The sequence below is a fragment of the Mucilaginibacter metallidurans genome (assembly GCF_003286435.2).
Taxonomy (GTDB): Bacteria; Bacteroidota; Bacteroidia; order Sphingobacteriales; family Sphingobacteriaceae; genus Mucilaginibacter; species Mucilaginibacter gossypii.
The window spans coordinates 2,025,889-2,046,479 of the sequence record NZ_CP043449.1 but is presented as its reverse complement, the minus strand read 5'-3'; the positions used below and the strand labels follow the sequence as shown (position 1 = coordinate 2,046,479).

Annotated in this window: 18 protein-coding genes and 1 pseudogene; 6 read left to right on the top strand and 13 right to left on the bottom strand. The window is 42.4% G+C overall.

The features are described from left to right. Nucleotides 1-138: 138 nt before the first annotated feature. The 6 genes from DIU38_RS08840 to DIU38_RS08815 all read right to left on the bottom strand — a co-directional run bounded on the left by DIU38_RS08840 (nt 139) and on the right by DIU38_RS08815 (nt 5,452). Nucleotides 139-987 carry a universal stress protein gene (locus DIU38_RS08840; RefSeq protein ID WP_112653664.1) on the bottom strand — a complete coding sequence of 283 codons (849 nt, stop codon included), beginning with the start codon at nt 985-987 and terminating at the stop codon, nt 139-141. A 34-nt stretch (nt 988-1,021) separates the two neighbouring features. Further along, nucleotides 1,022-1,858, bottom strand: coding sequence for a universal stress protein (locus DIU38_RS08835; RefSeq protein ID WP_112653665.1), 837 nt, complete (start codon nt 1,856-1,858; stop codon nt 1,022-1,024). Nucleotides 1,859-2,198: 340 nt separating this feature from the next. Next, on the bottom strand, nt 2,199-2,702 hold the full coding sequence (locus DIU38_RS08830) for a DUF3943 domain-containing protein (RefSeq protein ID WP_167516122.1): 504 nt from the start codon (nt 2,700-2,702) through the stop codon (nt 2,199-2,201). Nucleotides 2,703-2,780: 78 nt separating this feature from the next. After that, nucleotides 2,781-3,461 carry a BON domain-containing protein gene (locus tag DIU38_RS08825; protein WP_112653667.1) on the bottom strand — a complete coding sequence of 227 codons (681 nt, stop codon included), beginning with the start codon at nt 3,459-3,461 and terminating at the stop codon, nt 2,781-2,783. A gap of 232 nt (nt 3,462-3,693) precedes the next feature. Beyond that, complete coding sequence (locus DIU38_RS08820) at nt 3,694-4,116, bottom strand: helix-turn-helix domain-containing protein (protein WP_112683112.1); 423 nt, start codon at nt 4,114-4,116, stop codon at nt 3,694-3,696. A gap of 232 nt (nt 4,117-4,348) precedes the next feature. Further along, a complete protein-coding gene (locus tag DIU38_RS08815) occupies nt 4,349-5,452 on the bottom strand; it encodes a S1C family serine protease (protein WP_167516121.1) in 1,104 nt (367 codons plus the stop codon). Nucleotides 5,453-5,926: 474 nt separating this feature from the next. On the opposite strand from DIU38_RS08815, the gene DIU38_RS08810 reads away from it, so the two are divergent. Continuing rightward, a complete protein-coding gene (locus DIU38_RS08810) occupies nt 5,927-6,781 on the top strand; it encodes a universal stress protein (RefSeq protein ID WP_112653670.1) in 855 nt (284 codons plus the stop codon). 280 nt (nt 6,782-7,061) lie between these two features. Beyond that, complete coding sequence (locus DIU38_RS08805) at nt 7,062-8,072, top strand: metal-dependent hydrolase (protein WP_112653671.1); 1,011 nt, start codon at nt 7,062-7,064, stop codon at nt 8,070-8,072. Between the two features lie 108 nt (nt 8,073-8,180). Here DIU38_RS08805 and DIU38_RS08800 read toward each other — a convergent pair whose 3' ends face one another. Then, nucleotides 8,181-8,627, bottom strand: coding sequence for a pyridoxamine 5'-phosphate oxidase family protein (locus DIU38_RS08800; RefSeq protein ID WP_112653672.1), 447 nt, complete (start codon nt 8,625-8,627; stop codon nt 8,181-8,183). A 344-nt stretch (nt 8,628-8,971) separates the two neighbouring features. Between DIU38_RS08800 and DIU38_RS08795 the strand changes: the two genes are divergently transcribed. From DIU38_RS08795 to DIU38_RS08785, 3 genes are all read left to right on the top strand, one after another. Then, nucleotides 8,972-10,504, top strand: coding sequence for a sensor histidine kinase (locus DIU38_RS08795; protein ID WP_112653673.1), 1,533 nt, complete (start codon nt 8,972-8,974; stop codon nt 10,502-10,504). A gap of 481 nt (nt 10,505-10,985) precedes the next feature. Beyond that, the gene (locus DIU38_RS08790; RefSeq protein WP_112653674.1) at nt 10,986-11,654 is read left to right on the top strand and encodes a BON domain-containing protein; all 669 of its coding nucleotides are present in this window, start codon (nt 10,986-10,988) and stop codon (nt 11,652-11,654) included. 55 nt (nt 11,655-11,709) lie between these two features. Next, nucleotides 11,710-12,201 carry a hypothetical protein gene (locus tag DIU38_RS08785; protein ID WP_112653675.1) on the top strand — a complete coding sequence of 164 codons (492 nt, stop codon included), beginning with the start codon at nt 11,710-11,712 and terminating at the stop codon, nt 12,199-12,201. Nucleotides 12,202-12,507: 306 nt separating this feature from the next. On the opposite strand, the pseudogene DIU38_RS08780 reads toward DIU38_RS08785, so the two are convergent. From DIU38_RS08780 to DIU38_RS08770, 3 genes and pseudogenes are all read right to left on the bottom strand, one after another. Next, nucleotides 12,508-14,887, bottom strand: a pseudogene (locus DIU38_RS08780) (phosphoketolase family protein). A gap of 240 nt (nt 14,888-15,127) precedes the next feature. Further along, the gene (locus tag DIU38_RS08775) at nt 15,128-15,712 is read right to left on the bottom strand and encodes an HdeD family acid-resistance protein (protein ID WP_129570057.1); all 585 of its coding nucleotides are present in this window, start codon (nt 15,710-15,712) and stop codon (nt 15,128-15,130) included. Nucleotides 15,713-15,790: 78 nt separating this feature from the next. Beyond that, on the bottom strand, nt 15,791-16,222 hold the full coding sequence (locus DIU38_RS08770) for an Hsp20/alpha crystallin family protein (RefSeq protein ID WP_091164265.1): 432 nt from the start codon (nt 16,220-16,222) through the stop codon (nt 15,791-15,793). Between the two features lie 223 nt (nt 16,223-16,445). Between DIU38_RS08770 and DIU38_RS08765 the strand changes: the two genes are divergently transcribed. Continuing rightward, nucleotides 16,446-17,306, top strand: coding sequence for a universal stress protein (locus DIU38_RS08765; RefSeq protein ID WP_112653678.1), 861 nt, complete (start codon nt 16,446-16,448; stop codon nt 17,304-17,306). 90 nt (nt 17,307-17,396) lie between these two features. Here the strand turns inward: DIU38_RS08765 and DIU38_RS08760 are convergent, their stop codons facing one another. The 3 genes from DIU38_RS08760 to DIU38_RS08750 form a co-directional block, all read right to left on the bottom strand. Then, a complete protein-coding gene (locus DIU38_RS08760; protein ID WP_112653679.1) occupies nt 17,397-18,584 on the bottom strand; it encodes a PAS domain-containing sensor histidine kinase in 1,188 nt (395 codons plus the stop codon). A 28-nt stretch (nt 18,585-18,612) separates the two neighbouring features. Next, nucleotides 18,613-19,344 (bottom strand): LOG family protein, encoded by a 732-nt coding sequence (locus DIU38_RS08755; RefSeq protein ID WP_112653680.1) that lies wholly within the window; start codon nt 19,342-19,344, stop codon nt 18,613-18,615. A gap of 357 nt (nt 19,345-19,701) precedes the next feature. Then, complete coding sequence (locus tag DIU38_RS08750) at nt 19,702-20,580, bottom strand: universal stress protein (RefSeq protein WP_112653682.1); 879 nt, start codon at nt 20,578-20,580, stop codon at nt 19,702-19,704. Nucleotides 20,581-20,591: the final 11 nt, after the last annotated feature.

The following is a 20,591-nucleotide window of genomic DNA, read 5'->3' as shown; positions in this document are numbered from 1 at the left end:
TATAGTTGCATTATGCTGCCGCTGCCGGCCAGCCCAGGCACCACTATTCCATTTCGTCCCTGATCGGTGCGGAGGCTGCCCGCTTATCCTATACTTGATTAATCTTTTTTCCTCTCAGTTTAATTTCAAATTATCTGCCTACTTTACCACCAATAAAGGCACTGGCATGTGGCCTGCCGATTGTTGTGTCCGACTTCCATGGAAAAGTTGGTCAAAAAAACCATGTTGATGATGAGCCATTGCAAGCAGGTTTATGTGGGCGTGAGCTATGAGCCAATTTAAACCATTGGCGACATGCTTACTGTTGACTGTTCTGACACTGACTTTTTCATAACCGTATTTGGTCATGATTCCGTCTTTTAAAGCATCAATCACCAATCTGTAATCCTGATCATCAACATCCCAATGGATATGCGCTAACATTAATTCTGCGCTTAAGGATCTTGCCAGCAACACCACATTCTTCAACGCGTCCAAATCGTTGTTAATATGTTTGAGGTCGGTGGCAAACCCTATCCTCATGATTGGCTGAAACTTCGCGCCTATCGGAACCAGTAATAAGGGGCGTACAGCCGACTCTATCATTTTGCGGCTATGGTTACCAACCATCCAGGTCCCTAAATGGTCGTTACTGTGGGCGCCAACGATAATCAGGTCTGCCTTATACCGATCAGCTTCCGTATTTACAACATCAGTAACGAAACCAGGGCCCTGAATACACAATATCTCTGGTTTATAGTTGTCAATGTTTCCTGTTGCATACATATCCTCTTTCATTTTGGAAAGTTGCAGCTTGCTATCGCGGTCTATATCGTCATAAACTGCCTCCGGCCAGGCAACAGTTCCGCTTTGTGGTACTTCTGCAGGTACATTCAAGGTATGGCAAAGTAATAACTTAGCCTCCAGGGCTTGTGCAAGCCGGTAAGCGTAATTTGCAACATGACTGGAATTAGCTGAAAAATCAGTCGCGATCATCAATGTCTTCATAATTGTCAATTTAATAAAATAAATAGCTCCGTTTTTATTTGCTATGTGCTATAAATAACGGCAGGTCCAAAACTTCCATTAGTTTATTAGCCATACTACTGTTGAACATGCGGGAAACAGCTCCCCGGCTATAAGCCCCCATTACCACAACAGCTCCCGGATCGACTTTTTTCAACCGGTCAAGCAATACATCTTCCGGATCGCCTGTCAACTGCGTTGTTACCAGGTCATCGTAATGACATCGTACATATTCACCAATCAGGTTTCCATCGGGTAGTAAAGCCAAGGGGCGTTGGCTTACGCAAACAACCTCGGCGGGGTATTTATTTGCCCATGGAAATAAAGAATTGAATGTTTTTAGCGCAAATACAGAGGACGGATGACCGTCGTACAAAATAATTATCCGTTTGATTGAATGATAAACCGGCGGAACAACCAATACCGGGCTCTGAGCACCGGCCAGGAACTCTTTAATAAAGGGTGCAGGCCTTTCCTGATGATAGTGATTTAAAGTTTCGATAACGTTGATAACTGTAAGGTCGCTGTAAATACTTTCTTTGATCAGCTCGTTGATCGCAAAACTTTTGTCTTTATGCACTACATAACTAACCTGCTTTTCAGCGCATATCTTTTTAAATAGGGCGATAGTCCTATCACAGGTTGCCCGGTCTTTTCTAAGCAACCGGTTCAGCTTATCTCCTGAAACACCCTGACTTCCCACCATGTCAAAAATATCGAAGCTATGATAGAGAAAGTCCTCCAAAAAAACCCCGTTAATTACCATATGGTCGCGGTTTGCCAGTTCAATAGCGTAGTCAAGGGTTGCCTGTGAGAATTTCAGGCCGTCAAATGCTGCACTGATCTTTTTCATATTATTTCTATATGATATGTCAAATGTAATTTATTGAAGGGCAGTGCAATATGATTACAGTCAGCAGTCACAGTGATCTGCGTCATATCCGTTTTAGTTAAAATTCAAGCCGTACCGGCAAGAAAACCGGAGATAGGGATAGGCCCGCCGCCTGTACTCGCTGTGACTTGCAACCGCATGCTCAGTGTAAAAGCTGAAATCCAATTCAATTTGACACTTTGCGCTAATAAAAAAACCTCATTGTGGATATAGTCATAATTTGCGGATAAGGTAAGGAGTTGAGGATCAAGCTCAACTTTGCTTAGCCACCATCAGTGCTAATATTTCGCTAAACTGCCGCTTAAAACCGCGTATGATTATTAACAATCTGATTAGATAAACGGTGGGTCATTTCACCGAGGACGATACCGCCGAAACTGGTATTGATCAAATCGTTCGGTGAAGGGTATTGTTTTTCGGAAGCGGTCTCCCAAATATAACTGCCGACGAACGTTGGCGGTGCCGACTGCCAGAATGTATAACCATTTGCACGGAACGCACTAAAATAAAGACTGCCATGGTAAGGATACGCGAACTGATTTGTGCCGAAAGCGCCGTTATCCCAGGTCCAGGTCGACGATTGCAGATTATGAGCCACAGTGCTGAAAGATATATAGGCGAAATCAACATTTCGCACATACCGGTCAACAGACCAGGGAATAACCTCACCCAGCGCCAATTGAAACGCAGCGCGCTTAAAATGGGTTTGCGTGGCCGTATCTGCTACAGTAGTTCCGTTTGATGAATATCCTGGATTAAATAACGGAAAATTCCGTTGGCCGGAAGCAACCGTACTGACCATCATCAGGCATAACAGTAAACAAACCGGGCGGCACATAGTTTAAACAACAAGTTGCGGCTACATGATTACTTGCATATTCTCTCAGATGGGTGACTGCAACATTAATTCAGGCTCTTCAACAATCAACTTACTGTCCAGGCTGGTAACTCCGGGCGCAGCCCACACGATATCTTCCGCCTCCTCCTTTTCGGCAAAAGAGCGCACTTTGCCGGTAAGTGTCGCTTTATTCCCGCTTACAGAAACTGTAATCCTGGCGGCATCTATTGCGGCCCTGCGAAGAAAAGCTTCACTTATTTTCTTTGCCAAATCATCAGCGCTTACCTTTGGGCGTATGGTAATAGAATTATTTACGGCTTTTACACCGTGGAGGTGCTGTATAGCGGTGCTGGCGCTGTTACGCTGAACGTCCCATTCCACCTCTCCTTCTAACATCACAATACCATTTTCCACTTTTACTTTAATACTATCTTCAGGAATCCCTGTATGCCATTTAAGGGCATGCAGCACGGCCTCGGCTATTACCCCATCGTTTGTGTTGTACGCAGGAGATACTCCAATCTGGATATTCTCAGCCAGCGCTTTCACGCCGGCTACCTTTCTGGCAGCGTTTTCAGCAGCTAATTTCCTGCCATACGTATCCACTTGCCCGCAAAGTGTTACTACACCTTTTTTTACGCTTACTTTGATTTCTGCATCATGAAGGATAGGATGCCATTTAAGCTCGTCCATCACATCTTTCTGAATTTCAAGATCTGTTTTCATGTTTTTTTGAATAAATAACTTGTAATTGCTGAAGTAAATAAACCGTAAAGTAACGAGAGTTGACATGACCGGAATCACCTGGCGACCTGACCTTGATCAGCTTTGGAAAGTGTCCGTGGCGTAATATTTGACGCCCCTCAGGTAGCGAAATTAAAAGCCTTGCCCGGTAAAAAAAATAATGAATAGCCAATCTGCCCTGTAAATACATGGCAAATCAAATTTTATTATCAAACTATCGGATCAGTTTTTTTCCTGACATAAGTTTTTCATTAAATGCCTCTAATAACTTAATGTATCTTCTCATCCAATAATAAATCGGATCATCCGGCTTTTCGCTACCTTCATCTAAACCGCCCAATGTTTGTATGTTGACAGCCCCTAACCTTTCGGGCAGTTCTTGAGGAAACTCTTTTGTAAAATCATAATTTAAGACATATCCTATTTTGCAAACAATTTCAAAATCCAGATCCTCTGCTTCAAACCAATTGTAAAGCGTCCGGCGACTTACCTGCAGCGCCCTGGCAATATCGCTGATGCTCGCGGAATTCCGGCGTATGACGAGTTCAACCACACGACCACGATGCAGGGACCCCCTATTGTTGCCAGGGCTGTTGTTCCCAAATTCGCCAGCCATTGATTTTTTTTCACTGTTCATAAAGAATAAATTATTGCCCCGCCAGGCTTCCAAATCAAAAATTAATATTTAATAAAATATACTTATGCCAACTAAAGATTACTTCAGAATATTGGGCAAGTTGTATCACCATATTTGTTCGGACCAAAAGATCAAGCAAATAACCTTCGTCAATTTAACGTCTCTCATACACACCGCACTTCCATAAATTAGTTCGGCCGCTTTTTCCAAACAAATCATACTCAAGCTTGATTTATTTTCTATGTACAGTGCGCAATAAAGGCCATACATCGCCTTTGCTGCCTGCGACATTCCGGCTGTTATTATCCACCGAAAGCTTAACAGGTAGCGATATTTGCCCGTTATCTCGCCAAATAACCAGGGTAATGCGATCTCCCGGAGCTCGTTCCGCCAGCATTTCTCTGCATTGGGCGGTATTTTCAAGCGTAATTTTATCGAGCATCAGCAGAATATCGTCTTTCCGAACACCTGCCAGATCCCCCGCTCCTCCCTTTGTCACGCCTTTTACCAGCACACCGTTTACATTCTTCGTCTTTAACCGGCCCGCCTGTTTGGCATCCATATCGCGGAGAACAATATCAAGTGAAGCATGGTGAACCTCGCCAAAGGCAACCAAATCCAGCCATGCCTTTTTTACAATCCCCGAGGGAATGGCAAATGAATAACCAGAGAATGAACCCGTAGGAGAAAGTATTGCAGCATTTATACCAATTAATTTCCCTGACACGTCTACGAGTGCGCTACCGCTCATGCCTTCATTACTGGCAGCGTCTGTTTGCAGGTATGAATTAACGCCCGACGCAGCGCCCAGATCGTCGATTTCGCGGAAACGGGCACTCAAAATGCCGGCTGTAACCGTTGAGTTTAATTCCAGCGGATTTCCAACAGCGAGTACAGGGTCTCCGATGCGAACCAAGTTGGAATTTCCTATTTCCAAAAATGGTAAGCCATCAGCCTGTATTTTTAGTAATGCCAAATCCGCCGCAGCATCTATCCCGAGCACTGTTGCGTGGAAAGCCCTGCGATCTTGTAATATAACAACCACGCTATCTCCTGCCGCTATTACATGGGCGTTTGTTATAATGTAGCCGTTAGTACTTAAAAGTACGCCTGAAGCATCACTAACAGGTGTATCATAAGCAGATCTGTCGAATCTTTGACCAATCTGCGCGGGCAATTGCGGGCGCCTGGATAATAAGCTGTCTGAAAGGTAAGAGGTAACCCTTACCACCGCGGGCAGCGCTCTTGCGGCTGCCAGGCTTAAGTCGGTCATTGTAGCCTGGGCGCTTCCCCTTGCAGGTAACATCACTAACAAGTAGATAATAAGCCTCTTCATTTTATAGTTAATAAAATTAACAGCTGCACAATTCTGCTTTTGCTTTATCGGCAGCAACTCTGACTGTATTGGCGAATTCATTCTTTGAATTGATACGGGTTTTCATGGATAGCCAAGCGCGGTAATGCACTGTATTGATTATCTCACGAATTTCCGGGTTGAGCGTTATAGCCATATTTGTCTCTTTCAAGCCCAAATTAAACATAGTTACAAACCGGTAACAATGACCCCCATCATCCAAATAGATAACTTTGCTCACATCATCTTTGTATTACGCTGAATATCATTTTTTTTTATGCTGATCATCATTTATAATCAAACTGCGCGTAAATATATTTGATTGACTTAAAAACCTGTCAACCAGGAGCGAACGCGCAGGTTACCTTTAATAATAACCGCCTGCGGTAAACTGCAGACGAAGCATGAAAAATGCGAAAACACATGTACAATAACAGCACTTAAATTAAGATTCAAATGAAAAAGCTACTGGTTCTCACGGATTTTTCACCGAACGCTGCACATGCGGAGGCTGCAGCATTAAGGTATTCGGCCAAGCTTGGCTGGGGCATTGTTTTGTATCATACCCTGCCGTTCATTCCGTTGATTCCCAGTGACACTGCGGGTCCTTATGTCACAGAAACCACGAGCATGCTGTTTGCCGATGCCAGGGAGAGATTAAGTCTCGAAGCCGATCATCTGAAAAAACTTGCCGGTAGTGTACCGCACTACCACCCGGATATTGAGATAAAAAACGGCGAAGGTACCCTGAGCGACGTAATAGAAGAAATTTCCGGCCAACGTGAAATTGAAATGGTAATTATGGGCGGAAGGTCCGACAGCGCCCTGGAGCACTTATTGACGGGCAGCGATACAGCAGCGGTTATTCGCAAGGCTGTCAAACCTGTGCTGATTTTACCGACAGGCGCTGAACAGTATATACCTCAATACGTCGTTTTTGCAACCGATTTTAATACCGCTGATTTGCCGGCGATAGATTTTTTAATTGATTTATCTGAAACGCTCGGTTTTCATCTCGATGTTGTGCATGTTGTACAGTCCAATGAAGTGGCTGCCGATATTGTCCCGGAAGTTACCTTCAGTAAGTTTCTTGCCCAACGCGGACTCAGTTGTACCCAAATACCTGGCAAAAACGTACATAAAGGCTTGCATGAATATTGCCGGGCACATCAAGCTAATGTATTAGCAATGACTCATGGTCGCCATTCTTTAATTTCGAGACTTTTTAGCCAGAGTGAATCCTTAACCGCAATCACCGACAAACAATCGGCGGTTCTGGTTTTTCCGCCTGCTTTTAACAAGTCTGTCTGAAAGCTGTTGTTTCTGGCATCATTAGGTCATAATTGATGATTTAACTTTGCTAACATTATTTGTCAGCCCGTAGCATGCCTGCAAACCTAAACGATAAAGCCACCGATAAAGCATCTTAATCCACATCTATCTCGATATCTGTAAGATGGCTCAGCGGTCCATTCAAAGTACATTCAAGTTAATCGTTTTATTAAAATATTTTTTAAAATGATTATGCTCATCCGATTTGATGTTCTAAAGCAGCATATCACGCGGTACTTTTTAATATTTTAACACTGCTATGGATACACTAACACATCTTACGATCGGCGCCTGCGTAGGCGAAGCGTTTGCCGGCCGCCGGTTGGGTAAACGCGCAATGTTATGGGGAGCAACAATCCATAGCTTGCCAGACATTGATTTCCTGAACGCGTTCTGGTTCTCCACCCCAAGAGCGCTGTTGGCGCATCGCGGCTTCACCCATTCTTTTTTGTTTTGTGCGATGATCTGCCCTTTGCTGACGATTGCTGCCAACCGTCTGACACCGAGCTCAAATATATCCCGGCGGCAATGGTGTGTCTTCTTCGTGTCGCTTTTATTATTGCACGATGGGTTGGATGCACTCAATAATTACGGAGTTGGCTGGTTCGAACCGTTTAACGAAGCCCGTATAGCGTTCAATCTAATTTACGTCGCTGATCCCTTTTTTACTATTTGGCCGCTCGTTGCATTCCTCGCATTGCTTTATTTAAAACAGGATTATAAGAGAAGAAAAATATGGTATACGGCAGGCTTGGGTATAAGTTGCTTTTACTTGTTATACTGTTACAAACACAAATTGGTGATGGACCTCTCGGTTAAGGCGCTGCTAAAAGAGCAAAACATCCGGTACACAAGGTATTTTACCACTCCGGCCCCCCTTCAAAATTGGCTATGGTACGTTACCGCGGGGACAGATAGCGGTTATTATACCGGATACCGATCTGTATTTGATCGAAAACAACATTTAGCATTAACTTATTTCCCACGTAACACGCATTTACTTAATAGCACTAAATATCAAAAAGATATAGGCAGGCTCCTGCAGTTTTCACAACAATTTTATACTGTGGAATTACGGAAGGACACAACTGTGTTCAATGATTTACGTTTTGGTCAGATTACAGGCTGGCAGAACCCGAATGCCGGTTTTGCATTCCATTATTTTATCCAATACCCTGAGCAGAACAAACTCGTTGTACAGCGCGGCAGATTTGCCGACTGGAACTGGCAGGCTACCAAATCGCTATACAGGCGCATTAAGGGAGACTAAATCATGTAAAATCTATAAGCATTATTGTTAGGAGGCCTGCGTAGTGTTTTGTCGGGAAAACAAAAATTATTTGTCAACTGAATGTTTAAATTTATTGTGGGATGCCTGTTAATTTATTTCATAACGACCGGTCTTGTTGATAATTCTAATTCTATACCATATCGCTTCACGTACAGCAGCAGCCTGTGCATGCTCAATCGCACCATGGGCAGGCAAACTACGACGTTCTTCGAGGAGTGTCATTATTTTTTCTATTAGCAATTTTATAGCTTTTTCTCTTTCGTCTCCGTGAATCTCCTCAAAACGTCCCCAAATAACCACACTCCACCAAGTTGCAAGGTTTAGTATCTCATCAACCTGAAAGCAAACATCCGGATTTTTATTCATGATCGTCGTCTTCATACCTTCCTTTGAATGCGCATAGATAAATTCGCCATCATAAACATAGGTGACGGGTACAATATAGGTGACGCCATCAGCATGGCAACCGATCCTTCCAACGATTTGTTCGCTTAACAACTGTGTTATTCTCTCTGCGTTTAGTTCTTTTGCCATAACATTTATTTTTGCGTTAAGGTTATAGTACAAAACCCGTTACGTGACCTATGGATAAAGACAAAATAATGGTTAACCATACTTACAAATTTAATTTAAACTGAACATCCATTCAATGATTTCTGTCACGTTTGATATTTTACGTTTGATACCTCATTAAATTTTTTTGGAAAAAATCAAGTTAATATTTATATTAGTAAACGACCTCAGATCATACCGTAAAGCCCTTTAAACACAATAAGGCCCGATTTCATAAGTTTACATAAAGTGAGAAATCCTAACAACTCCATATATATATAACTATTTTTATAAATAAATCCGACCTCTGTTAAATATTATTTACGATGAATGATGAACAAGCCACCTTCATTCAATACTATGAGCAATTACCGGTAGCGGTTTATTTATGCGATCGAAACGATTTGCTCTTAGCATATAATACAGCTGCTGCCACCCTCTTTGAAATAGAACCGCTTAAAGGTAACGATGACTGGTATCCGACTTTAACCAAATACGACCAGGAAGGGCATCTTATTAATACAAATTATAATCCATTGACTACGGGACTTAGAGTCCGAAAGGATAGTGTCCGGCAAGAGATCCGGTTTCAGTTATCAAGCGGCGCCGACTGCTACATCCTTGTATCGTCTATAGCTGTACGCGATAAAGATGGCAATTATGATGGCTCCATCCATACCCTCAGTGACATTACTACCCAGCGCAGGTATGAAAAACAACAGGCCCTGCTTGCCGCAATAGTAGGTTCATCCGAAGATGCTATCATCGCCAAAGACCTGTACGGGCAAATCACCAGTTGGAACCGTGGCGCTGAACGGATTTTTGGCTACAAACCTCATGAAGTAATCGGAAAACATATCGGACTTATCATTCCAAACGACAAACTGGCCGAGGAAAAACGTATTATCAAAGCAATAAGAAGCGGTAAGACGGTAGAACATTTTGAGACCTTGCGTAAAACAAATGCCGGTGTCATTATTCCAACTTCACTGACTATTTCTCCAATACGTGACGCCCGGGACCGAATAATAGGCGCATCAACGATAGCCCGTGACATCAGCAGGCAAAAAAAAGCGGAAGAACAGATAAAAAATTACACTTTACACCTCGAAGATATGGTTGCCCGGCGTACCGCAGAGCTTAACCTTTCCCTGCAAAAAGAAAAGGAGTTGGGGCTGTTGAAAAGTCGTTTTGTGTCAATGGCATCCCACGAATTCCGCACACCCTTAAGCGCCATAAAACTTTCGGCTTCCCTCATCAGCAAATATGCTGAAACCTATCACGACCTGAATATTATCAAACATACCGACAAGATCAAGAATGCTGTCAACGACCTTTCCGCCATCCTCGGCGATTTCCTTTCTCTGGAAAAACTGGAATCTGGTAAGGTCAGCATCTCGGCATCTGAATTTAATCTTGCAGAATTTTGCCGGGAAATCATTTTAGAAATGCAGGTGTTGGCCAAACCTGGTCAAAAACTTATTTATACACGTTCCGGAAGATTTCAAATAGTAACGCTCGACCAGCAATTGTTAAAAAACTGCCTCAATAACCTTTTGTCAAATGCAATCAAATATTCCGGTGAAGACACCCTGATCCGCCTTGATACAGAGCTTAACTCAAAAGAATGCAGTTTATCAGTTACAGATCAGGGCATCGGAATTCCGGAAGCGGATAAGGCACATTTATTCAGTGCTTTCTTTCGGGCAAGTAACACCGGTACAACCCAGGGGACGGGCCTTGGCCTGAATATTGTAGCGCGGTATGTAGGCCTGATGAATGGAACTATTAAATTTGAAAGCCAACCCGGATTAGGAACCGTTTTCACACTTCGTTTTCCCCGGCTGAGCGTTAACTAAAGCCGGGATTACGTATAAATGAAGGTACCACACAGATGAATGATATAGGTTAGCGCATTCGCCCCATCAATACATGTCGTTGTCAAAAAATTGGATCATTGATTATGATATGGCGCTTTTGAGACTTTTCCTATGCGCCATCGCATTGCAGTTTTTAGGCTATCTGAACAAAACGGCTATGCCAACAGCTTTCAGGCGGATTCACTTACTGGCATAACCTACTGTTTTTAAAACTGGATCCTATATACTTTCAGATGATTGGACAGGTGTTGCACTTACTTGTTTGCGCTAATTGCAGCTTAGCTTGTAAGCAATAACCAATAATCTTTACCACTGTTAGCGGGGTGCTTAATGGCTTATCTGCAGCACCCGTAAAGTTGATGAACATCATCGAAATCACTGATTTGAATCATGGCATATCACACTGTTTTACAAGTACTTTGAGGGACAATAAACAATTTCTTAACTTAATCATCAAGTCATGAAAACAGACAGTCAAATTCAAAAAGATGTAATGGATGAATTGAAATGGCAGCCATTTCTAAACTCATCTGCAATTGGTGTGGCCGTTAAAAATGGCATTGTAACCCTTTCGGGTACAGTGGATACATTTTCAAAAAAAATAACGGCTGAAAGGGCAGCTAAAAAAGTTATCGGAGTTAAAGCTATAGCAGAAGACATCCAGATCGGCGTTTCGCCGGTATACCGGAAAACCGACACAGAGATAGCTGAAGCAGTGCTAAATGCGCTCAAATGGCATTCAGCTGTGCCTGATGACAAAATCAAAATCAAAGTAGAAGATGGTGCCGTAACTATGGAGGGTGAACTGGAATGGGAATATCAGAGGGTTAGCGCGAAGACCGCTATTCAAGACCTCACCGGCGTGCGTTCGGTCATCAATCTTATAACCCTAAGGCCCAGGATATCTCCTGCCGAGCTGGAACAAAAGATCAGTGCTGCTTTTCAGCGCAGCGCAAACATTGATGCAACTAAGGTACATGCCGGCATCAGCGGCAACACTGTTACTCTAACCGGCAGGGTACGTTCATTTGCCGAAAGCGAAGATGCTGCGGATGTGGCCTGGGCTGCTCCAGGCGTATTTCATGTGGTCAATAATCTTGACATTGAAGAACCAGAGCTTGCCTTTTAATCCCAGAAGCGCCGCCTGTTAAGAGCGGCGCTTTACTACCCATAATCTCATAGATATGGAACAATCTCCGATGCTCCTGGTAGCGTATGGCTTTTCAAACATAATTGGACTGCTGATTCTTTGGTCATCTTTCCGAAAACCCTGGATAACGCGCCTGACCCTTGCATTACTTTTTGCCTGGGCGGCCTGGACAAATTATACGGTTTGCAGGGCACATCCAAATACGTACCTTGGTTTTAGCAGGTATGCATTTGGTTATGTCGGTTTCATAAATGGCTGGTTCAGCTTACACATTATTCAAATGGTTACGGCAATTGCCATTGGCCAGGCCTTGATTGCCATTGGTTTGGCATATAAAGGAATTTGGGTAACGCTCGCCTGCGCCGGAGCTATTATTTTTTTTCTGGCAATTACGCCTTTAGGATTTGGTTCGGCATTTCCTTTTCCACTTTTAGTAGCCTTTGCCACGTGGAAAGTAATTGGCACAGACAAGGGCAAACTTTTATGGACACAACTTAAAGGTGAGTCACCTCAAAAAGAGTTTTAACCGGATATAAAGGTTCGGCTCTTGTGATCAAGGTGCCTTGTGGCCAGCCAGTAATGCAACTTAAATAATGCCTTTTGCTTTGACCATAGCCTGCCTTATCTTTATACTGAAATATTTTAAAAAACAGGCCTTAAAACACAGCAAGCATTATACTTTACATGCAATCCGCATGCTTAACGGAGCCGGCTTTTGGAAAACTTCATTGCTGTTTATCAATAAAAGTTGTTGCTTGCCGGTGAGCAAAGGCGTACAAAAAACCAAAAAACTATCAGAAGCCCAAACTATTTTTTCGGAAGTAACCGCCTTTCAAGCTTTCCACCGCCAATTTTTAATTTCAGGCATATCCTCACCATTCATATTGATGTATTGTTTGTGCTCAACCAATTTGTCCATTAGGTTTTGTTTGAGATATAAGCCTTTACTACCCAAATGCGGCAATCGATCGATTACGTCCATTACGAGATGAAACCTATCCATTTCGTTAAGTACGGTCATGTCAAAAGATGTCGTTATTGTGCCTTCTTCTTTGTAACCTCTTACATGAATGTTGTTATTATTAGTCCGGTTGTAGGTAAGCCTGTGAATAAGCCATGGATAGCCATGAAAAGCGAAGATAACGGGTTTATCGACAGTAAAAAGTGCATCAAAATCATGGTCGTTCAAGCCATGCGGGTGGCTGGATTGCCTTTCCAGCTTTAACAGGTCCACAACGTTTACAACCCTTATCTTTAAATCCGGAAAATGTTCACGTAATATGGATACAGCAGCCAGTGTTTCTAATGTAGGCACATCACCGCAGCACGCCATGACAATATCCGGATCGCAGTCCTGATCATTACTTGCCCAATCCCATACCCCAATGCCTCTTGAACAATGAACCACAGCCTCATCCATACTTAACCATTGAGGAGAAGGGTGCTTCCCTGCTACCATAACATTTACATAGTGTTTGCTGCCCAGGCAATGAGCCATAACCGACAAAAGGCAGTTAGAATCCGGCGGCAGGTAAACCCTCACAATTTCTGATTTTTTATTGATGACGTGATCAATGAATCCCGGATCCTGATGGGTAAAACCGTTATGGTCCTGGCGCCAAACGGTTGAAGTAAGCAGGATATTCAGGGATGCTATCTTTCTCCGCCACGGTATCTCCCGCGTCATTTTCAACCACTTGGCGTGTTGGTTAAACATCGAATCAACGATATGTATAAACGCCTCGTAACAATTGAATAGCCCGTGCCTGCCGGTTAGCAAATACCCTTCGAGCCAACCTTCGCACTGATGTTCGCTAAGCATCTCCATTACCCTCCCCTTTGGAGCAAGATATTCATCGTTTATATTAATATCAGCGTTCCACTGACGGCTGGTAGTTTCAAAAATTGCCTCTAACTTGTTTGAGACAGTCTCGTCGGGGCCGAAAACCCTGAAATTTTGAGGATTAAGTAATGTTACGTCGCGCAAAAAGCGGCCGGTCACATGCACATCTCCTTCACCCATAATACCGGGGCAATTCACGTTAAATGCGTAGCGCTGAAAATCTGGAAGAATTAATTCTCTGAGCAAAAGCCCCCCATTTGTGTGAGCATTTGCTCCCATCCTTCGATTGCCTTTTGGTGCTATTTCCGCAATTTCTTTCTTTAAGCAACCATTAGTATCGAATAACTCTCCGGGCCGGTAACTCTTCATCCAGCTTTCGAGCATTTGCAAATGACTCTCCGGGCTTGACTCAGAAACGGTAAGCGGTATTTGATGAGAGCGAAATGTGCCCTCTATCTGCTTTCCATCAACAACCTTTGGCCCGGTCCATCCTTTTGGTGAATTTAATATGATCATTGGCCATTTTGGTCGCTCCTGCCCTGGATGCTCTATGGCATTATATTTTATTTGCTTTAGAAAGTGTACCGCTTGCTCTAAGGCCGCAGCCATAGCCTGGTGCATAATTGCAGGATCCGAACCTTCGACAAATAAAGGGAAGTACCCATAACCATGAAATAATTGTTCGAGCTCGATGTGAGGGATACGGGCCAAAACCGTAGGATTTGAAATCTTATAGCCGTTCAAATGCAAAATTGGTAATACAGCGCCATCGGTAAGCGGGTTCAAGAACTTATTAGAATGCCAGGCAGTTGCCAGCGGACCGGTTTCGGCTTCTCCATCGCCTACAACACAGGCAGCAATGAGGTCCGGATTATCCAGCACAGCGCCAAATGCATGGCTTAACGAGTATCCAAGTTCGCCTCCTTCATGCATTGATCCCGGTGTTTGGGGAGAGGCATGACTGGATACACCACCTGGAAATGAAAACCGTTTAAACAAATTTTTCATCCCGCACGGTCCTGGCTAACTTCCGGATAAACTTCACTGTAGGTCCCTTCCAGGTATGTACCTGCTGCTACTGCAGGTCCGCCGTGCCGGGTCCTGAAATATAAAGCATATTTAAATCATATCTGTTAATGATCCGGTTAAGGTGAGTATAAATAAAATTCTGCCCCGGGGTGGTACCCCAGTGACCTAACTGCATTTTCTTGAGATGTTCTATTTTTAAGGGCTCTTCCAAAAGCGGATTATCGCAAAGATAAAGCTGGCCAACAGACAAATAATTAGCTGCGCGCCAATAAGCATCTAATTTTTCCAAACATTCACCGGTTAACGGCGCGTTATCGATTGATGTGATATCAGTTATCATTGTCATTTTAATTGCTTTAAATAATTTTAAATGTGGATTATTTCATTCACAATCTGCGCCATCATCAGTTCCTCATCAGTTGGTATAATATAGACATTTACCCTTGAATCATTTGCAGATATATTTTTATTTTGGTTAGAATTCATTATCCACTGATTTAACATTATCAACAAATATCGAATGGCTGGGATCCTCAAAACATGACCGCCATCACTAATTCCGATGAGTAACAGCATTTAGTTAACTTTTGGCTTTACCCGAAGAAAGACTGATGATATGCCTAACCTTAAACGAAATAACCACCCTGAAAATACCTGCTCCCAAGAACGCCATTCCTGTCCATACGATCAGGTTCGCGATACCAAAAGCAGGATAAGCAAGAATGCCAACTGAAAAGAAAATGATCACCAAGCTATTAAACATGATCCAGCCCCAACTCTCGATACCGTAAGCACGCATATCAAGCGCGCTTCCTATACCCATTATGCCTCTTACAAGCAACCAAAATCCAACAATAATCGGAAGCAACATCATAGTTATTGTTGGGTAGGTAAACAAATAACTACCTATAGCTAAATCAATCAGTCCACTTGCCAGCAGCCATCCCCAGCGTTCAATATGCCGGATACTTATCATTGCAAAAACAGTTTCAAAAAGGCCGGTCATCATCATTCCTGCGGCAAACGTAATACTAAGAGAAAGATACGACTGCAGCGGCGATAAAATCACCCAAAAACCAAGAACACAAAGCAGGATACCAGATAACAGCATCAATATCCAATATCTGGACGGGACAATTACCCTGTTATAAACTACAGCTTCCATAGTTTGATATTTTTTGCGGCGTTTGATCAAAGAAGAAGTTGCACCTGTACAATCAAAGTACAGGCGCAACGCGGTTGATCAGTCAATGTTAATTTTCTTTTTCTCTGCAACAGCAGGGGTTGTTTTACGGATATCAATAGTCAGCAACCCGTTCTTGTAATTTGCTTTAATGTGTTCATCGTCCACATCTTCCGGTAAGTTGAAGCTTCGGGTGAAGGAACTGCTTGAAAATTCTTTGCGGGTGTAATTCTCTTTTTCCTCATTATGTTCCTCTCTGGTTTCGGCGCTGATAGTTAGCAGACCATTTTCAATACCGATATTGAAATCATCTTTCTTGAAACCCGGGGCGGCAACTTCAAGTTCATAGTTCTCTTTCTTATCACGGATGTTTACCGCGGGCAATAGCTCCCGATTAAAGAAAGGATGATTAAAGAAATTGTCGTTGTTCCAGAAATCCTCCATCATTGAACGCAATGAGGGGATGTTGTTTGATTTTACTAATGTTGACATAGCGTTGTATATTTAAGTTTATGGATCAAAATTCGGAATGGATTATTCAACCTCACATGACCTTGCTCACAAAGAGCTATGATTGTGAGCATTAAATGCAAGCTGCATTTAACCATTCATGTTTAAAGTCAAGCTCAGTCATGATCATGGTCATTTATAATGAGGAGTGAGATGTGAATATTTGTGCAATCAAATCAGTTACTTAAAAACTCAATTCATTATCATGAAAACTATCCTCGCACTCACCGATTTTTCCGATAATTCATCAAACGCTGCAAATTCGGCTGTACTACTGGCAGGTAAACTGCATGCCAACGTACTTTTGTATCATAACTATGAAACCATAGCGGTAGCGTCTACTTTTTCAGGAGGCCCCTACGTAGAAGAAGAGTTTTTTTTAGCCACTACCGAAACAAAGAAAAAACTTGATCATCAATTAAATACGCTACAATACATTGCAGATGGGATTGATAAAACCGAACGAAAGCCAACGCTCAAAGGCTTAAGCGGTGACGGTAACCTGAAAGATAATCTCAAACAAATAATTGATGAAAACCAAATTGTGTTTATAACGATGGGGGCTCCGTCAGGTACCTCTATCGAACACTTGTTTTTCGGCAGCGAAACCAATAAAATAATTCAACATACACAACGCCCGGTATTGGTTGTACCAGCCAATACCAGTGTTAACAATATTAAAAAGATAATATTCGCTACTACCTTCGATGAAGCGGATATCACGCCACTCCATTTCTTAATTGGCCTGGGAAAAATCTTCAAGTTCAGTATTGAAGTAGTACATGTAAACCAGCCGGTAAAAGATAAGAAACAGCAAATTGAAAAGGAAGAAGCTTTCCAAAAACATATTGCCAAATTCGGGTATGACCATATTTCGTTCAAGAACCTCGGAGGCCGCGAAGTTGCGGACCGGCTACACCGTCATTGCGCTGAAGAAAAACCTGATCTCCTCGCGGTAGTTCATCACCAACATTCTTTTTTCAGGCGCTATTTTGAACATAGCACTACCAAAGAAGCTCTTAGCGACCTAAAATTGCCGCTGTTCATTTTCCCGACTATTATTTAAACCCAGTTCAGTTTATTAAAAGCGGTCCATTCAAAAATGGGTACAATCCATACTTTGAATGGACCATTGGTATCAATTACATGAAGCGGCTTATTGAGCCGGAAATTTCATTTCGAACACGGTGCCATTTCTCAGACTTGTATTAAAGCTTATTCTTCCGTTCATCAGCTCAACATATCGCTTCACAATGTTAAGCCCCAGGCCAGTCCCTTCTATGTCAGTTGTATTACCGGCCCTGAAAAATGGCTGAAATATACTATCACAATCTTCGGTTGGAATTCCCATACCATTATCCCGTATACTAATGGTGCAGGCGCCTTCTACAAGCTGGGCATTTATATTGATTATACCGTCTTCCCCGGAATATTTAATAGCATTGGAAATGAGATTAATAAGACAATCCCTGATCAATTGATTGTCAAGTTTTACATTGATGGTGTCGATATCGTCATTAACAATAATTTGCTGATTGGCCTTTTTCAGCAATGACATCTCCGCAGCTATTTCTTTTATCAGAGCTCCCAGGTTAAATATTACACGATGAACATTTACACTGCCGGATTCAATGCGTTCGATTGACAAAAAATCATTCAGGATACCGGTAAGATCTGTTACAGCTCCTTTAATTTTAGCAAGATGCTCGAATATTTTGCCCTTGTCCAGCCTTTCAAAATACCTTTCTATCAGCGATGCAGATAACTGAATGCGGCTAAGAGGGGTCCTGAATTCATGTGAAGCTATAGATACAAAACGGGTTTTCATTTTATTAACCTCTTTCTCTTTATTCAAAGAGGCGTTTACTTCTTCTTTTGCCTGTTCAAGCGTCTGGACGATATTCTTCAGGAAGGTTGTACGCTTTTCGACAATTGTCTCGAGCTCTGAAGTATATTGCCTTTGCTGTTCTTCAACTTCTTTTTCGAGGCTAAGGTCATGAATTACACCGGCGTACACCGCTTGCTGCTTAAATAAAACCTCACTTACTGAAAGTCTTGCAGGGAAGGAACTTCCGTCTTTCCGTAATGCTACAATCTCCCGGCCTTTATTAATTATCTTCGCATAACCTGTTTCTATATAAACATCTATACTGCGATTGTGTGATATGCGCGCCTGTACGGGCATTAAATAGTCAACATTCAAACTGCACAGTTCACCCGACTGATATCCAAACAATTCGTCAGCAGCTGGATTGGCATAAATGATCTGTCCGGTTTTATCAATTATAATAATACCATCTATCACATGCTGTATTACGGCTTTTAAGAAATTCAGATCATTCATATTGATAGTGATATTGATAATAAAACTATTAAATGTGTTCCAAAAGCCACTTTATAGGAGTGATTGGATTTGCCGGCTTTAGCCCAAACGTTTTGATGCACTTTTCGGAAATTAAACTAACGGCTTCTGCTATGTCATCAGTTATCAAATACAACTTCATATCACCAGGCCCTATTGTTCCATTAGCCTTCATGAGATCGATATGTTCAACAAGTTTGCAATAGTATTCTTTACCGAAAATAATCACCGGGAAGTCTTTTATCTTGTGTGTTTGGATCAGGGTAAGCGCTTCAAAATATTCGTCCATTGTACCATATCCCCCAGGCATAACAACAAAGGCAAAAGAGTATTTGACCAATAACACCTTCCTTACAAAAAAATGTTTCATGTAAACCCATTTATCGAGGTATTGGTTAGGCTTCTGCTCTACAGGAAGCTGGATATTACAGGCAACAGACCGGCCACCAACATCCTTAGCTCCCCTATTCGCCGCTTCCATAAGTCCAGGCCCTCCCCCTGTCATAATTGTAAAACCGAGTTTCGCAAATTCGGCAGCAGCTTTCCGGGTCAGTTCATAATAAGGATGGTCTTCCTTAAATCTGGCCGAACCAAATACCGTAATGCAGGGGCCAATAAAATGTAATGCACGGAATCCTTTTATAAATTCCCACATTGTTTCGACTGTAAAACGTAGCTCTTCAAATCGCGAATGGGGCCCCTCCAGGAATGCGATCTCAGATTTATTGCTCTCTTTAGACATCACTAATTATAATTAAAACAAAGCTTTATCTTTATTCCATTTAACCTGCCGCAACATTGAATATATGCCAACGCCCTCTCTCTGATAGCAATTGGCCTTAAACTTTTCAATTTCACCATTAGTGACGTTACATGTTAAATTAATCAGGTCATCAGGTTTATTAACGATTCCATAGGTTTCGGTAGGCTTACAAATTGACAGAACAAACAGTGGGCTTACCATATATTACCGGCCATTATTAATATGACTTCATGTTGCTTTTTTGAAATTGCAAAGCGCCTGTTAAGATGTGCGTGGAATTTATAATATATCCCTGCTGCGTAAAAGTTTTCGATCCTAATTCACGGTCTAAAAACACTAAAAATGTACGGCAGATAATCCCTCAGGCAGCACCAGCAACGGAATCTCTATATGATGTGAAAGTTTTTGGGTATAACTGATGCCAAAAAGCTTTTCAAGCGAATTTACTTTACGGTGCACCATAACAAGCATATCAACTGTGCCATGTTCGCTTAGCCAGTCGAGGCCATGCATTACATCTACACTTTTTATATGTCTGTAATAAACTTTAGCGTAATTGGCTTTGCAGGTAACCTCCTTCAAAAAATCATCTACCTTACGCTTATCATCTCCCTCTTCAATTTTATCATCGGTAATATGTGCTATTAATAATTCGGCATTAAAATAATAGGCAAGGCTTGCTACCGAATGAATTAGTTCAATGTCGTTATCGTTCAGATCTGTAGCGAAAGCGATTTTAAATATGGGATGAAAGTGAGCATTTGCCGGGATCAGCAAAACCGGGAAGGAAGCTTTATTGATCACGTCCTGTGTATTGCTACCCAAGAAAAACCTGCTTATGGCCCCGGCTCCCGACATGCCCATAACCACCATAACGCATTTTTGCTCTTCTACCACGTTTCTGATTACATCCACCACATCACCTGTAGCACTACGCGTGTTTATAAACTCCCGATCGCCGACCGCTTCATCTGAGTGGATGTCATGCAATAATGCAGCCGACAAGCTTTGCAGTTCCTGCGTTGTCTCTTCTTTGAGGGAATTATAATCTTCGAGCGGCCAGGCCACCTGATTTGCCATCGGTGATTCGTCAGGTACTTTTATAGCATGGCATAATATTACGCCTGCTCTGATAATTTGCGCAATATTTACAGCATAACTTGCCGCATTTTTTGCCTGCGCCGAAAAATCTGTTGGAACTAAAATCGTTTTCATAATTTTTCAAA